Annotated in this window: 16 protein-coding genes and 5 tRNA genes; 4 read left to right on the forward strand and 17 right to left on the reverse strand. The window is 40.8% G+C overall.

Annotated features, from left to right (window positions below; translation table 11 throughout):
* Window positions 1-28 precede the first annotated feature (28 nt).
* The 15 genes from rplL to rpsU all read right to left on the reverse strand — a co-directional run bounded on the left by rplL (window position 29) and on the right by rpsU (window position 6361).
* On the reverse strand, window positions 29-403 hold the full coding sequence (rplL, locus tag DWZ47_RS18335; RefSeq protein WP_004296358.1) for a 50S ribosomal protein L7/L12: 375 nt from the start codon (window positions 401-403) through the stop codon (window positions 29-31).
* A gap of 90 nt (window positions 404-493) precedes the next feature.
* Window positions 494-1015, reverse strand: coding sequence for a 50S ribosomal protein L10 (rplJ, locus tag DWZ47_RS18340; RefSeq protein WP_004296359.1), 522 nt, complete (start codon window positions 1013-1015; stop codon window positions 494-496).
* Window positions 1016-1030: 15 nt separating this feature from the next.
* Window positions 1031-1729 carry a 50S ribosomal protein L1 gene (gene rplA / locus DWZ47_RS18345; protein WP_004296360.1) on the reverse strand — a complete coding sequence of 233 codons (699 nt, stop codon included), beginning with the start codon at window positions 1727-1729 and terminating at the stop codon, window positions 1031-1033.
* A gap of 15 nt (window positions 1730-1744) precedes the next feature.
* Window positions 1745-2188 carry a 50S ribosomal protein L11 gene (gene rplK / locus DWZ47_RS18350; protein ID WP_004307548.1) on the reverse strand — a complete coding sequence of 148 codons (444 nt, stop codon included), beginning with the start codon at window positions 2186-2188 and terminating at the stop codon, window positions 1745-1747.
* Between the two features lie 61 nt (window positions 2189-2249).
* Window positions 2250-2792 (reverse strand): transcription termination/antitermination protein NusG, encoded by a 543-nt coding sequence (gene nusG / locus DWZ47_RS18355; protein WP_004296362.1) that lies wholly within the window; start codon window positions 2790-2792, stop codon window positions 2250-2252.
* Window positions 2793-2809: 17 nt separating this feature from the next.
* Window positions 2810-3001: a preprotein translocase subunit SecE gene (secE, locus tag DWZ47_RS18360; RefSeq protein WP_004296363.1), complete on the reverse strand. Its 192-nt coding sequence runs from the start codon at window positions 2999-3001 to the stop codon at window positions 2810-2812.
* Window positions 3002-3015: 14 nt separating this feature from the next.
* A tRNA-Trp gene (locus DWZ47_RS18365) sits at window positions 3016-3088 on the reverse strand.
* A 53-nt stretch (window positions 3089-3141) separates the two neighbouring features.
* Window positions 3142-4326, reverse strand: coding sequence for an elongation factor Tu (gene tuf / locus DWZ47_RS18370; protein ID WP_004307553.1), 1185 nt, complete (start codon window positions 4324-4326; stop codon window positions 3142-3144).
* 51 nt (window positions 4327-4377) lie between these two features.
* A tRNA-Thr gene (locus DWZ47_RS18375) sits at window positions 4378-4449 on the reverse strand.
* A gap of 10 nt (window positions 4450-4459) precedes the next feature.
* A tRNA-Gly gene (locus DWZ47_RS18380) sits at window positions 4460-4532 on the reverse strand.
* A gap of 28 nt (window positions 4533-4560) precedes the next feature.
* Window positions 4561-4643: transfer RNA gene (locus DWZ47_RS18385), tRNA-Tyr, on the reverse strand.
* Between the two features lie 85 nt (window positions 4644-4728).
* Window positions 4729-4802, reverse strand: a tRNA-Thr gene (locus DWZ47_RS18390).
* A gap of 97 nt (window positions 4803-4899) precedes the next feature.
* Window positions 4900-5199: a ribosome hibernation-promoting factor, HPF/YfiA family gene (gene hpf / locus DWZ47_RS18395; RefSeq protein ID WP_004296365.1), complete on the reverse strand. Its 300-nt coding sequence runs from the start codon at window positions 5197-5199 to the stop codon at window positions 4900-4902.
* Window positions 5200-5214: 15 nt separating this feature from the next.
* On the reverse strand, window positions 5215-6096 hold the full coding sequence (gene xerC / locus DWZ47_RS18400; RefSeq protein WP_004307555.1) for a tyrosine recombinase XerC: 882 nt from the start codon (window positions 6094-6096) through the stop codon (window positions 5215-5217).
* A gap of 73 nt (window positions 6097-6169) precedes the next feature.
* Complete coding sequence (rpsU, locus tag DWZ47_RS18405; protein WP_002558090.1) at window positions 6170-6361, reverse strand: 30S ribosomal protein S21; 192 nt, start codon at window positions 6359-6361, stop codon at window positions 6170-6172.
* 188 nt (window positions 6362-6549) lie between these two features.
* On the opposite strand from rpsU, the gene DWZ47_RS18415 reads away from it, so the two are divergent.
* From DWZ47_RS18415 to DWZ47_RS18430, 4 genes are all read left to right on the forward strand, one after another.
* A complete protein-coding gene (locus DWZ47_RS18415) occupies window positions 6550-8331 on the forward strand; it encodes an aminopeptidase P family protein (RefSeq protein WP_117514047.1) in 1782 nt (593 codons plus the stop codon).
* 148 nt (window positions 8332-8479) lie between these two features.
* A complete protein-coding gene (locus DWZ47_RS18420; RefSeq protein WP_117514049.1) occupies window positions 8480-8995 on the forward strand; it encodes a gamma carbonic anhydrase family protein in 516 nt (171 codons plus the stop codon).
* Between the two features lie 283 nt (window positions 8996-9278).
* On the forward strand, window positions 9279-10490 hold the full coding sequence (locus DWZ47_RS18425; RefSeq protein WP_004307562.1) for a peroxiredoxin family protein: 1212 nt from the start codon (window positions 9279-9281) through the stop codon (window positions 10488-10490).
* Window positions 10487-12121, forward strand: coding sequence for a TlpA family protein disulfide reductase (locus DWZ47_RS18430; protein ID WP_162864666.1), 1635 nt, complete (start codon window positions 10487-10489; stop codon window positions 12119-12121). Before DWZ47_RS18425 ends, DWZ47_RS18430 begins: the two co-directional genes overlap by 4 nt.
* A gap of 274 nt (window positions 12122-12395) precedes the next feature.
* On the opposite strand, the gene DWZ47_RS18440 is transcribed toward DWZ47_RS18430, so the two are convergent.
* Entirely contained in the window at window positions 12396-13619 is a 1224-nt protein-coding gene (locus DWZ47_RS18440; RefSeq protein ID WP_004296372.1) for a 3-deoxy-D-manno-octulosonic acid transferase, read from the reverse strand.
* A 12-nt stretch (window positions 13620-13631) separates the two neighbouring features.
* Window positions 13632-15149 carry a glutamate--tRNA ligase gene (gltX, locus tag DWZ47_RS18445; protein ID WP_117514053.1) on the reverse strand — a complete coding sequence of 506 codons (1518 nt, stop codon included), beginning with the start codon at window positions 15147-15149 and terminating at the stop codon, window positions 13632-13634.
* Window positions 15150-15204: the final 55 nt, after the last annotated feature.

Genomic DNA, 15204 nt, shown 5'->3' on the forward strand with positions numbered 1-15204 from the left:
ACCGAATTACCTGATTACCAGGCCAATGTTATTTAAGTTCAACTTCAGCTCCAGCTTCTTCCAATGTTTTCTTCAATGATTCTGCTTCGTCTTTAGCCAAACCTTCTTTTACTGTGCTAGGAGCACCGTCTACCAAGTCTTTAGCTTCTTTCAAACCAAGACCACAAGCTTCCTTAACGGCCTTAACTACCTGAAGTTTAGCTGCACCAGCGCTCTTCAATACTACGTCGAAAGAAGTTTTTTCTTCTGCGGCAGCAGCACCAGCTGCAGGACCAGCAGCAACAGCTACAGCTGCAGCAGCAGGTTCAATACCGTATTCTTCTTTAAGGATAGTTGCAAGTTCATTAACTTCTTTTACTGTCAAGTTAACTAATTGTTCTGCAAAAGCTTTCAAATCTGCCATTTTTTGTATGATTTTAATGTTTAAATACTTGTTGATTTTTGAAAATTATTCGGGATGTTATTCCCAAGGCTGTGACGCCTTTTTCCATTTTTACGCTTCGGTACGTTCACCAAGAGTCTTGAGAACTCCGTGAAGGGTGTTACCACCTGATTGAAGAGCAGAAATAACATTCTTGGCCGGAGATTGCAACAGTGCAACGATATCGGCGATAACTTCATTCTTACTCTTGATTGCAACGAGAGCATCCAATTGGTCTGCACCAACATAGAAGCTTTCTTCTGCATACGCAGCTTTCAGTCCGGGAATACCGTCTTTCGCTTTGTCTTTGATTAACTTAGCAGGTACGTTTGCAGTGTTAGTAAACATAACAGCAGTAGTACCTTTCAAAGAACCGTAAAGAGGTGAGAAGTCTTCTTCCAGGCTTTCAAGTGCTTTGTGAAGCAGAGTGTTTTTAACCACCATCAATTTGATGTCTGATTTAAAGCAATCTCTTCTCAATGCGCTGGTAGCAGCAGCGTTCATCGCTGTAACGTCTACCAAGTAGAAGTGACCATATTCCTTTACTGTAGCAGCAATTTGCTCTATAATCGTACTTTTATCTTCCTTTCTCATTATTTCTCTGTTTTATTAGATTTCATCCACTGATTTCGGGTCGATTTTAATACCCGCACTCATTGTACTAGAAAGATAAATACTCTTAATATATGTACCCTTTGCTGCGGTCGGTTTCAGCTTGTTCAGAGTAGAGATGAACTCTTTCGCGTTGTCGCGAATCTGATCAGGACTGAATGATACCTTACCGATAGAAGTGTGAACGATACCGCTCTTATCAACTTTAAAGTCAATCTTACCTTGTTTTACTTCTTTTACAGCCTTAGCAACATCCATAGTTACAGTACCACTCTTAGGGTTCGGCATCAATCCACGAGGACCGAGTACACGACCGAGTGCACCAATTTTACCCATGATAGATGGCATAGTGATGATTACATCAATATCAGTCCATCCACCTTTGATCTTTTCAATATATTCGTCAAGACCAACATAGTCAGCACCAGCTTCTTTTGCAGCAGCTTCAGCATCCGGTGTACAAAGTACCAACACACGCACTTCTTTACCAGTACCATGAGGAAGTGAAACAACACCTCTCACCATCTGGTTAGCTTTACGCGGGTCAACCCCTAAACGTACATCAATATCCAGTGAAGCATCGAATTTGGAAAAAGTGATTTCTTTTACCAAAGATGCAGCTTCTTTCAGTGAGTATGCTTTCCCTGCTTCAATTTTTTCTGCAGCTAACTTTTGATTTTTTGTCAGTTTACCCATTACAATTGAAGTTTATTAATTATTAACCGGGAACTCCCCTTTTACAGCGATACCCATACTTCTAGCTGTACCTGCAACCATTCTCATGGCAGCTTCCACAGTAAAACAGTTTAAGTCAACCATTTTGTCCTGAGCGATCGTACGAATCTGTTCCCAAGTAAGCTCGGCAACTTTCTTACGGTTAGGCTCAGCAGAACCACTCTTTACCTTAGCTACTTCAAGTAATTGAATAGCAACGGGAGGAGTCTTGATTACAAAATCGAAAGACTTATCTGCGTAGTAAGTAATGATAACAGGTAAAATCTTACCTGCTTTGTCTTGGGTTCTGGCATTGAATTGCTTGCAAAATTCCATGATATTGATACCCTTAGAACCCAAAGCAGGTCCAACGGGAGGTGATGGATTTGCAGCGCCTCCTTTAATCTGTAACTTGATTAGTCCAGCAACTTCTTTAGCCATTTTTTTATTGATTTATATATAAACATTAAACGAAGAACAACAACAGCGTAACAATTCCGTGTTATTCCTTTTCCACTTGCATAAAGCCCAATTCAAGCGGTGTTTTGCGCCCGAATATCTTCACCATGACCTTTAGTTTCTTTTTTTCACTATTCACTTCTTCAATGATGCCACTGAATCCACTGAAAGGTCCAAAAGTAACTTTTACAGTTTCTCCCACTACGTACGGAATATTGAGTTCTTCACCCGTTTCCTGCAGTTCATCCACTGTACCAAGTATACGATTCACTTCTGATTGTCTGAGAGGCACCGGTTTTTCGGAGCCGCCTAAAAAGCCTATCACATTCGGAGTATTGCGCAGGTGATGAGCAACCTCACCAACCAAAGCAGCCTCCACTAAAACGTAGCCAGGAAGATAACTTCTTTCCTTCACAATTTTTTTACCATTGCGAACCTGGTAAACTTTTTCAGTAGGAATCAATACCTGAGATACATATTCACCAAGGTCACTGTTCTTAAGATCAGCTTCAAGATATTCCTTTACCTTAGCTTCTTTACCGCTAATAGCACGTAGAACGTACCATTTCTTTTCAATCTCAGCCATTTTCAATTCCTAATTTTTTAATGTGGATAAACGATTTTTTCCATGAAGTTCTGGAAACAGACATCCATACCCCATACTACCAATGCAATAAGCAGGGAAGCATATAAAACAACTACTGCACTGTTAGCAAGTTCAGAATACGTAGGCCACGATACTTTATGTACAAGTTCGTCGTAAGATTCTTTAATATAAGCTATTACCTTTTTCATTTCAATAATATTAGCACGGGAGGAGAGGCTCGAACTCCCGACACCCGGTTTTGGAGACCGGTGCTCTACCAACTGAGCTACTCCCGTGTGTACATAATCAGTTCCCGATGGAAAACCGGGAACTGATTAATTATTGTGTATTAGTCGATAATTTCAGTAATCTGACCAGCACCTACCGTACGTCCACCTTCGCGGATAGCGAAACGAAGACCCGGGTTCAATGCTACTGGGTAGATCAACTCAACTGTAATAGTTACGTTATCACCCGGCATTACCATTTCTGTTCCTTCCGGCAAAGTGATTTCACCTGTACAGTCCATAGTACGCAAGTAGAACTGAGGACGGTATTTGTTGTGGAACGGAGTGTGACGACCACCTTCTTCTTTCTTCAAGATATAAACCTCAGCTTTGAATTTAGAGTGCGGTTTAATCTGACCTGGTTTACAAAGAACCATACCACGTTTGATTTCGTTCTTGTCAATACCACGAAGCAAAAGACCTACGTTGTCACCAGCTTCACCTTGATCCAACAGTTTACGGAACATTTCAACACCAGTTACAACTGATTTCTTATCTTCACCTAAACCAAGGATTTCGATTTCATCACCAACGTGGATAACACCAGTTTCGATACGACCTGTTGCTACAGTACCACGACCTGTGATAGAGAACACGTCTTCAACCGGCATCAAGAATGGTTTATCAACATCGCGCGGAGGCAGTGGAATCCAGTTATCAACTGCATCCATCAGTTCCATAACTTTATCTTCCCATTTTTCAACACCGTTCAATGCGCCAAGAGCAGAACCACGGATGATAGGAGTATTGTCACCATCGAAATCATAGAATGAAAGAAGTTCTCTCATTTCCATTTCAACGAGTTCCAACATTTCTTCGTCGTCTACCATATCGCATTTGTTCAAGAATACAACCAGACGAGGTACGTTTACCTGACGAGCCAACAGAATGTGTTCGCGAGTTTGAGGCATCGGACCATCAGTTGCAGCACAAACGATGATAGCACCGTCCATCTGAGCAGCACCTGTAACCATGTTCTTTACGTAGTCGGCGTGACCCGGGCAGTCTACGTGTGCATAGTGACGGTTAGCTGTTTGATATTCAACGTGAGAAGTATTGATAGTAATACCTCTTTCTTTTTCTTCAGGAGCGTTGTCGATAGAATCGAAAGAACGCAATTCTGAAAGACCTTTTTTTGCCAACACTGTAGTGATAGCAGCTGTCAACGTTGTCTTACCGTGGTCTACGTGACCGATTGTACCAATGTTTACATGCGGTTTGGTACGTTCAAATTTCTCTTTAGCCATAGCTTTACTTGTTATTTATTTGATTAATAATCAGCATTTACATCCTTTATGAGCTGTTACCGGGACTTGAACCCGGGACCTCTTCCTTACCAAGGAAGTGCTCTACCACTGAGCTATAACAGCAAGAAAAGAGAGCGGAAGACGGGGCTCAAACCCGCGACCCTCAGCTTGGAAGGCTAATGCTCTATCAACTGAGCTACTTCCGCATTCTTGCCAAAGTTGTCACTCTGATTGTGGGCAAAGATGGATTCGAACCACCGAAGGCGTAAGCCAGCAGATTTACAGTCTGCCCCATTTGGCCACTCTGGTATTTGCCCTTTTCAAAATCAAGAAATAAAAGAACTATTTTCAAACAATATGATAAAGACAGATGTTCTATCTTTGTTCTTCGGTTTCTTTTTGAGCCTCTTGTCGGATTCGAACCAACGACCCCGAGATTACAAATCACGTGCTCTGGCCAACTGAGCTAAAGAGGCAAACTTACTAAAAAATGCAACCGTCACGTTCTAACGCGAGCGAAACGGCTGCAAATTTAGTTATTTATTTCTTTCCCGCAAAATATTTGGGATTTTTTTATTTGCTACGTTGCTTTTCCTTGTATTTAACCAGCTGTTTTACGAGTGCTTCCACATCTAAATCAATTGCCTCTTCAAATGTATCACACACTTTGCTTGCATAAAACTCCCCATTGGGGATTAATATTTTAATGCCTGCTTCTTTATTTTCAGCAACTTCTGGTTTTACTACCTTTAATGACACCTCTACTTTCTTTATATCTTCGTAATATTTTTCCAACTTGGACACTTTCTTCTGAATAAATGCCTGCAATTGCTCTGACGCATCAAAGTGAATTGATTGAATTCTAACATCCATACTTACCTCCTTTTTTTAAGCTCTTGGATGAGCTTGTTTATACACTTTTTTAAGTTCTTCAAATGTGGCATGCGTATAGATCTCGGTAGTCGTAATGCTCTCGTGACCCAAAAGTTCTTTTACCGCGCCCAGCTCTGCTTCATTATTCAGCATTGTGGTAGCAAAAGTATGCCTCAACACGTGAGGACTCCTTTTCTTCAGCGTTGCCACCTTTGACAGGTTCCGTTTCACTAAATTATAGACCAGATTCTTATAAAGTCGTTCGCCATTCTCTCTAATAAAGAAAGCCTCCGACCTTTCCGGAATCGTTTCGTTTCTTACATTAATATATTCAAGCATCAACTCCCGCAGTTCATCACCGAACGGTATCAGTCGTTGCTTATTTCTTTTCCCGGTCACTTTCAGAAGAGAAGCCGAAAAATCCACATCCTTATCATCCAAACCTATTAATTCCGAAAGTCTCATGCCAGTAGCATAAAACACTTCAATCACCAACCGGTCCCGACAACCTTTAAATCCTTCGCCAAAATCCGTATCATCCAATAACCGATTCATTTCGTTCTCTTTTAAGAACACAGGCAACGGCTTTTTGTTTTTAGGTCCTTTTATTTTACGCAAAGGATCTATAGTCGTCTTCCCCTGTCTTATGAGATACTTGTAAAACGTTCGGAGCGAACTTAGCTTACGATTTACAGAAGTTGAGGTATACCCTTTATCCATCAATGAAACAATCCATTCACGAATCAGTTCCGCCTCGACCTCTAACGGATTAAACTTTCCATACTCTTCCTGAGCAAACTCCTGCAGTTGCTTTATATCTTCACCGTACGCAAGAACGGTTTTTTCAGAATAGTTCCGCTCATACTGGAGATAATCAAGAAAAGATTCTATCAACATAATATCGCTACATCTAAAATCGTGCAACGAATGTATGAAAAGAATTCAATAATTCAAAGGAAATTACGAATTATTAATCTTCTACTTGCTGAAGTTGTTGTACGTAAACTGCGCGTTCTTTCTTAAGTCTTTTAGTTACAGACGGTTTATCAAACTGCTGTCTGCTTCTCAATTCTTTTACGATGCCAGTTTTCTCAAATTTTCTTTTGAACTTCTTCAGCGCTTTTTCAATGTTTTCGCCTTCTTTTACAGGTACTACAATCATTTTGTTATTATTAATATGTTATGATTAAAAAAATTCCGCAGTCAAATTGCGCCGCAAAATTACACATACTTTCTTTATTCACAAAACTTTCGGCAAATATTTCTCAAAAACTATTCATAAACAAGTCATTAAATGCGGAAAGTTAGTACCTTTGAAACACTTACATGTCTATAATAATATAATAAGGTATGAAACAGAACATAAAAGAACGAGTACATGCTTTGCGCATGACATTCCATCCCAATTACATCAAAGCATTCATTATCCCCAGCACCGACCCCCATCTTAGTGAGTATGTGGCTCCCCACTGGATGTCACGTGAATGGATTTCCGGTTTTACGGGTTCTGCAGGAACAGCGGTCATCCTGATGGACAAAGCGGGATTATGGACCGACTCACGTTACTTCCTTCAGGCAGCGAAAGAACTGGAAGGGAGTGGCATCACACTCTACAAAGAGATGCTGCCGGAAACTCCAAGCATAACAGAGTTTCTCTGCCAGCACTTAAAACCCGGAGAATCTGTAAGCATTGACGGGAAAATGTTCTCCGTGCAACAGGTAGAACAAATGAAAGAAGAACTAGCGGCACATCAGTTACAGGTAGATATATTTGGAGATCCATTAAAGAACATCTGGAAAGACCGTCCCTCCATACCTGACTCTCCAGCCTTAATTTATGATATCAAATATGCAGGAAAAAGCTGCGAAGAAAAAATATCCGCCATCCGTGCGGAGTTGAAGAAGAAAGGTGTCTATGCCTTATTCATATCTGCACTGGACGAAATAGCATGGACTCTCAATCTACGAGGAAACGATGTACATTGCAATCCAGTCATAGTGAGCTACCTGTTAATTACACAGGATGAGGTGACTTACTTCATTTCTCCGGAAAAAGTGACGCCGGAGGTCGAGACTTATCTGAAGAAACAACAAATAGGAATACAGAAATATGATGAGGTAGAGACATTCCTGAATTCTTTCCCCGGAGAAAATATTCTTATTGATCCACGGAAAACGAATTATGCGATTTACTCGGCCATCAATCCGAAATGTTCCATTATTCGTGGCGAGTCTCCCGTCACATTATTGAAAGCCATTCGCAATAAACAGGAAATAGCCGGCATCCATGCTGCCATGCAACGGGATGGAGTGGCACTTGTCAGATTCCTCAAGTGGCTGGAAGAATCTGTATCCACCGGAGAAGAAACTGAATTAAGTATAGATAAAAAGCTGCATGAATTCAGAGCAGCACAGCCCCTCTACATGGGAGAAAGTTTCGACACCATTGCAGGATATAAAGAGCACGGAGCAATCGTGCATTATTCAGCAACGCCGGAAAGCGATGTAACTCTTCAGCCTAAAGGATTCCTACTCTTAGATTCAGGGGCACAATACTTGGACGGAACCACTGACATCACTCGTACCATCGCATTAGGCGAACTGACGGAAGAGGAAAAGACGGATTATACCTTAATATTAAAGGGACACATAGCATTGGCTATGGCTAAATTCCCAGCCGGAACCCGTGGTGCGCAACTCGATGTACTGGCGCGTATCCCTATCTGGAATCACAGAATGAACTTTCTCCATGGCACAGGGCACGGCGTCGGGCATTTCTTGAGTGTACACGAAGGACCACAAAGCATTCGTATGAATGAAAACCCTGTAATTCTCCAGCCCGGTATGGTTACATCCAACGAACCTGGTGTTTATAAGACAGGCAGTCACGGGATACGTACGGAGAACCTGACGTTAGTTTGCAAAGATGGAGAGGGAATGTTTGGAGAATATCTTAAGTTTGAGACTATCACTTTATGCCCCATCTGCAAAAAAGGGATCATCAAGGAGATGCTGACAAATGAAGAAATTGAATGGTTAAACAATTACCATCAGACTGTCTACGAGAAACTATCACCGGATCTTAACGAAGAAGAAAAAGTTTGGTTACAAGAGGCGACTGCTTCCCTTTAAAAAGAACTTGCCTGACACCCGGGTGTCAAGCATACCAACACCCGGGTGTCAGACTGCTCAAGACCCGGGTCTCATACATCACGACACCCGGGTGTCGTACAACATAGAACTGCATTAAATAAAAAACTTTATTAGAAACAAATATTATATGGCTTTAATTAAATCAGTACGGGATTTTACTCCCGAAATCGGAGAAAACTGCTTCCTCGCAGATAATGCAACTATTATAGGAGATGTAAAAATAGGAAATGATTGTAGCATTTGGTTTAATACGGTATTAAGAGGTGACGTCAACTCCATACGAATCGGCAACGGTGTCAATATTCAAGATGGAAGTGTCTTGCATACATTATACCAGAAATCGACTATTGAAATTGGCGATCACGTATCCGTAGGACATAATGTCACCATTCATGGGGCGACCATCAAAGATTACGCATTGGTCGGGATGGGGTCAACCGTACTGGATCACGTTGTAGTCGGTGAAGGAGCAATCGTTGCCGCCGGCTCTCTGGTATTAAGCAATACCATCATTGAACCGGGAAGCATTTGGGGAGGAGTACCCGCGAAATTCATTAAAAAGGTAGATCCTGAACAAGCCAAAGAACTGAATCAAAAAATTGCTCACAACTATCTGATGTACTCACAATGGTATAAAGAATAGCTTTAAATAAAACCTAAAACAAAACTTCGTTCCTCCTTACTCTTATATTTTTAAGAAAAGGGGGAACGTTTTTTTTCAGAACACCATTGACACTTCAATAGCCACATAAATAAGCCATTTACAAACACATACCATAAGATCCACACTACTAAAACTAATCATCATTGATTTCCAAAGTCCATATTTATATTATTTAACCCTCTGAATATATTTTTATTACGAATTATTCGTAGATTTGTAAGACATTAAATCTGAGCAATGAACCAACAAACACTTATTCATTATGAAAATAAAACTACTACTTACAATTCTCTTATTGGCAGAAATAATAACCGCCAATGCACAAAACGCAGAAAAAGAATATTTAAAGAAAGTACTTACCAATTTAGAAAAGATTGAATCTGCAACCTACTATGTCACTAACGAAAGCTGGCAACCTGGTGATTCAACCGCATTATCTACCTTGCATGGCTTCGTTAAAGAGTACGATAATCCAATGGACTCAACCATAGGTGCAAGCTATGTTTCACTAGATGCCAATGATACAACAAAACTAGAATTTTGTTATGACGGCAACATAAGAGTATTACCTTATCACGAAAATAAGAAATTAGCAATTGATGATTTCACATTCAGACCACTTCCTTTCAGGCTAGTAAGTCCTCCATTCTTCAATCACGCAAAGAATATCATCAGATATGCACTTACCACTAAGGATCATATTGCAACAGAGTTGAAAGACGAGGGTGATAATTATTATTTTAAATTAGTAATTGATGAGAATCAACAAGTTGAATTCTTTGGAAAAGCTTATCACATGCCACTTCCTCCATTCAATATCGGCAGTACAGCTTCTATTTATGAGTTATGGATCAACAAATCGAATGACCTACCTTATAAAAAACGGAGAGAGATGTCGCATGATATTTCCGTTTCAACCTGTTCGAATCTTGAAATCAATAAACTAACAATTAACGACTTTAACGCGTCTGATTATTTCCCCAAAGATTATGAGATAGTAAAATACAGCGACCTCTACAAGAAAAAAGCAGAACCAACAGCATCCAGTCTTATAGGAAAAAAAGCTCCCGGCTGGATATTAGAAAATATAGAAGCACAGCCGGTATCATTAGCCGACTGTAAAAGCAAAATCATACTAATCAACTTCACAGGCATTGGTTGTGGTGCCTGTCAGGCGGCTGTTCCTTTTCTGAAACAGTTAAAAGAATTATTCACCAGTGAAGAGTTTGAGTTGATTGCAATAGAATCCTGGAGCCGTAAAGTATCTGCCATCCGAAATTATGCAAACCGAAAGGAATTGAATTATACCATTCTGAATGCAACAAATGAGGTTATAAAACAATATCAGACCGGTGGTGCCGCACCTTACTTTTTCATAGTAGACCAAGAACGAATCATACGAAAAGTAATCAGAGGTTATAGTAATGAGAATACAGATAAAGAAATAATAAATGCAATAAAAGAACTACTATGAACATGAACAGACTATTTACTTGTCTTTGTTTGTCCTTGTTATTCAACCTGGCACAAGCACAATTACCCATCCCCGAATATCAGAAAGGAAAGGCCATTTTAAGTGGTACAATCGCCAATTACCATCCGAATGATAATCTGATATTCAAGATCGGAGCTCCCAATATCGTGATGGGAACAGCCGAAACTCTTTATCCGACTGTTGAGTCAGACGGAAGCTTTACTATTAATATTCCTCTCTACCATCATACACAAGTACGGATGATGATAGGAAATGCTGATTTAGTCATTCTGCTAAGTCCCGAAAAAGAAACAAATGTAGCTATCAATCTAAGTAATCCACCAGGAAAACAGTTTGTATTTAGCGGTCAATATGCTACCATTAACAATGAATGGTGCCAGCCGGAACTAATAACAAAGATACCACCTGTTTATAGTGATGGCGACCTATTGGATTCCATTGTAGGCATTAGTGCCAATGAATTCAAAAAACGATGTATCAACCAATACAAACGATATGTAACGCACAACAACGCACAGTTACAATTCAGCGAAGACACTCGCACACTCGCCAATCTCTCATGCGCATTTGATTGCCTGGAAAATCTACAGGCCACCCACTATTGCCTGCAAACTGCTTATCAAAAGAAGGAAAACATTACGCGGGAACAAGCTTTTGCTGCTTTTCTTGATGTATATTTGCCCGATGATTTCCACAATTATTTGAAGGATTTCCCAGTCAATCACCCTTTAGCACTCTATTGTTATAATTACCGCAATGTAGTCATGGATTTATATGATACCCACAAAGACCCACTCGCTTACGAAAAAAATCTATTGAAAAATGCACCACTCACTAAAGAGGAACAGACACTTATCCATCAATATGAAACGGCTTTCAAAGCAGGTATCTCCTTTCAGCAAGAAAGCGAGCTAATGGCACTTAGTGCAAAATACTTCAAAGAAAATGACCTATTCAGATGGGAGTCATTCTCCAAAGCAAAAGAACGTCTTAGTAATATCATACAAGACAGCACAAGTTTAATAGTTGACTACATACGAGCAATCTATATGCGTTCCAGTTTTTACAATTTACAACCTCTGACACCCCGACAAGAGCTCATGGCTTCGGAAATTACCAATCCTATTTTCTTAGGTATCATTCAAGACATGAACCGCCAGATGCAACCCCGACAGAAAACGATAACAAAGAAATTCACTATTTGCGAAGCACCACAAGTTCCGGAAAAGGAACTGTTGACTGCTCTCATTGCCCGCCACAAAGGGAAGGTACAGTTTATCGACTTTTGGGCTACCTGGTGCGGTGGCTGCCGGCAAATCATCAAGGAATATGAACCACTAAAGAAAGAAATAGGTGAAGACAAAGTTGCTTTCATTTACCTCACAGGCCCCAGTTCTATAAAAAAGACTTGGGATATACTAATACAAGACATTGCCGGAGAACATTACTGGTTGAACAAAGAACAGTGGGGTTATCTTTGGAATCATTTTCAGATGACGGGATTACCGATGTACCTGATAATAGATAAAAAAGGAAATATCGCAAAACAATTCACCCACGTAACAGCCAAAGAGTTGAAAGAGTTGCTAGAGTTAGAAGTCAACAGATAAGGTGCCTAGCTACAAATGCAGGAAACAGGTTCTTCGTCAAATCTGGTGAAAAGTTGTCCTCTATTCATTTATATAATTCAGTAGATGCCTGTTTTTCTAAAGGATTTACCACCCAATTTGACAAAGAGCCGAAAGCAATGAGAAGTGTGCCAAAGTTCCTTAATAAACAAAGAATCACCTTTACCACAGATAATTGTGATAAAGGTGATTCTTTGTTTATTAAGGTTTTGTATTGCCCTCTTATATCGAATTCACATTGATCTACAATATATATTTAGAAATTAATCATGTGCATAATCTTCTCCGTCGCACCGGCATTGCTAGTCACATAATAACCGGCATTCGTTCCGGTTTCGCGCAAAAACACCTCATCTGTCAGGAAACGATCCAGCAAAGTTTTCAGTTCATCATAGTCTTTGATAGAATAAGCACCTTTTGCTTCCAGCAATTGAACAGCCTCCATGAATTTCTGATACTTCGGTCCGAAAATCACCGGAATACCATATACAGCCGCTTCCAAGGTGTTGTGGATTCCTACCCCGAAACCACCGCCGATATAAGCTATTTCACCATAGCGGTAAATAGAGGACAGCAGTCCGAAGCAGTCTATAATAAGACAATCCGCTTTCAATACATTCCTCTCATCGGCACGGGTATAGCGCACATACGGACGCTTCAGTTTACCGATGATCTCAACCAGGTGATTCTCATCGATCACATGCGGAGCAATAATCAATTTCATTTCCGGATGATTATTGAAATATTCGAGGAATAAATCCTCATCAGGTCCCCATGAACTTCCGGCAACAAAAGTAAAAGAATTGTTTCCTTTAAACTTCTCCACCAACGGGAGCTCTTTAGCCTCTTCGCGGATTTGCAGTACACGGTCAAAACGGGTATCCCCCACTACTGTCACACGACTGATGCCGATTTTCGACAAATAACGTTTGGATGCCTCATTCTGAACAAACAGATGATCGAAATCTTTCAAGACATTGCGATAAGTGCCACCGTACCATTTAAAGAATATTTGTTCGCGACGGAAAATAGACGACACACTATATACCGGAATACGGCGCTTGTGAAGCTCATCCAGATAATTCTTCCAAAACTCATATTTGATAAAGAACGCCATGCAAGGATTTGCAATATCCAGGAACTTCTTCACATTCCTCGGCTTATCAAACGGCAGATAGCAGACAATATCCGCCCCCCGGTAATGCTTGCGCACTTCATAACCGGAAGGAGAAAAAAATGTCAGCAATATCTTATAGTTAGGATATTTCTCACGAATCATTTCTATCAGAGGGCGTCCTTGTTCAAACTCCCCCAGTGAAGCAGCGTGAAACCAAATATACTGTTCCCCTTTTTCCACTTGTTGGCGTAAGAGTTCATACACCACCCAATGCCCCTTCATCATCTTCCGGGGCTTGCGGCTAAACGGAGCAGCCAAATGGACGATAAAGTCATAAATGACTATTGCCAGGTCGTAAAGCATAGTACTGATCGATTACTTCAAAACCTCTACCGCTCGTTTCATACGAGCTATCGTCTCCTCTTTGCCCAATACCCAGGAAATATCGAACATGTGCGGGCCTTTTCCTTCACCCACCAATGTCAGACGGAAAGCATTCATGATATTACCGGTATGGTAACCTTTCTCTGCAATCCAGTCCATAACGACTTTTTCCTGTCCTTCAATGCTAAAATCTTCAATACCGGCAATCACTTCTGCCAATTCGGTCATACATTTTGCAGAATCTTCTTTCCAGCGTTTCTTCACCGTCTTTTCATCATATTCGGTAGGAGCCACAAAGAAGAAGCTACATACGCCCCACAGTTCTTTAATGAAACTTACCCGGTCTTTCATCATGCCAACCACAGTCACTACCTTTTCGAAAGGCGCTTCAACACCATGTTCTTTCAAGAAAGGCAAGAACAGTTCCGCAATTTCTTCGTTAGGTTTCTGCTGTATATATTGATGATTGAACCATATTCCTTTTTTATAGTCGAACTTAGCTCCCGACTTGCTGCAACGGTGAAGATCAAACAATTTAATCAATTCATCCATCGACATCACTTCCAGATCATTACCCGGATTCCATCCCAATAAAGCCAGGAAATTAATCACAGCTTCGGGTAAATAACCGGATTCGCGATAACCAGAAGAGATTTCTCCGGATTTCGGATCGTGCCATTCCAATGGAAATACAGGGAATCCGAGACGGTCACCGTCACGCTTGCTTAATTTTCCATTACCTTCCGGTTTCAATAACAAAGGCAGGTGAGCAAATTCCGGCATCGTATCTTCCCAACCGAAAGCACGGTACAGCAACACATGCAAAGGAGCGGAAGGCAACCATTCTTCACCACGAATCACGTGGGAAACTTCCATCAAATGGTCATCCACGATATTTGCCAAATGGTAAGTAGGCAGTTCGTCAGCCGATTTATAAAGCACTTTGTCATCCAGAATAGATGAGTTGATTACTACTTCGCCACGAATCAGGTCATTTACATGTATATCTTCATTCGGTTCGATTTTGAAACGAACAACATATTGTTTGCCTTCAGCAATCAGTGCATCCACTTCTTCTTTCGGCATAGTTAATGAATTGCGCATCATACCACGAGTAGATGCATCATATTGGAAGTTAGCAATTTCAGCACGCTTAGCGTCCAGTTCCTCCGGAGTATCAAAAGCGATGTAAGCTTTTCCATTTTCCAGCAAAATCTGCACATATTTCTTGTAGATTTCGCGGCGCTCCGACTGACGGTATGGACCCTGTTCACCACCGAAGCTCACTCCCTCGTCAAAATGGATACCTAACCACTTAAAAGATTCGAGTATATACTCTTCCGCTCCCGGAACGAACCGGTTAGAGTCAGTGTCTTCAATACGAAATATCAAGTCTCCGCCGTGTTGACGTGCAAATAGATAATTATACAAAGCTGTACGCACACCACCGATGTGCAATGCTCCCGTAGGACTTGGAGCAAAACGAACTCTTACTTTTCTTTCTGCCATAATTTGGGTTAGTATAGGTAAATCGTGGCAAAATTAAACCTTTTTTTCCACACTA

Source organism: Bacteroides sp. AF32-8BH (assembly GCF_003435205.1).
Classification (GTDB): Bacteria; Bacteroidota; Bacteroidia; order Bacteroidales; family Bacteroidaceae; genus Bacteroides; species Bacteroides ovatus.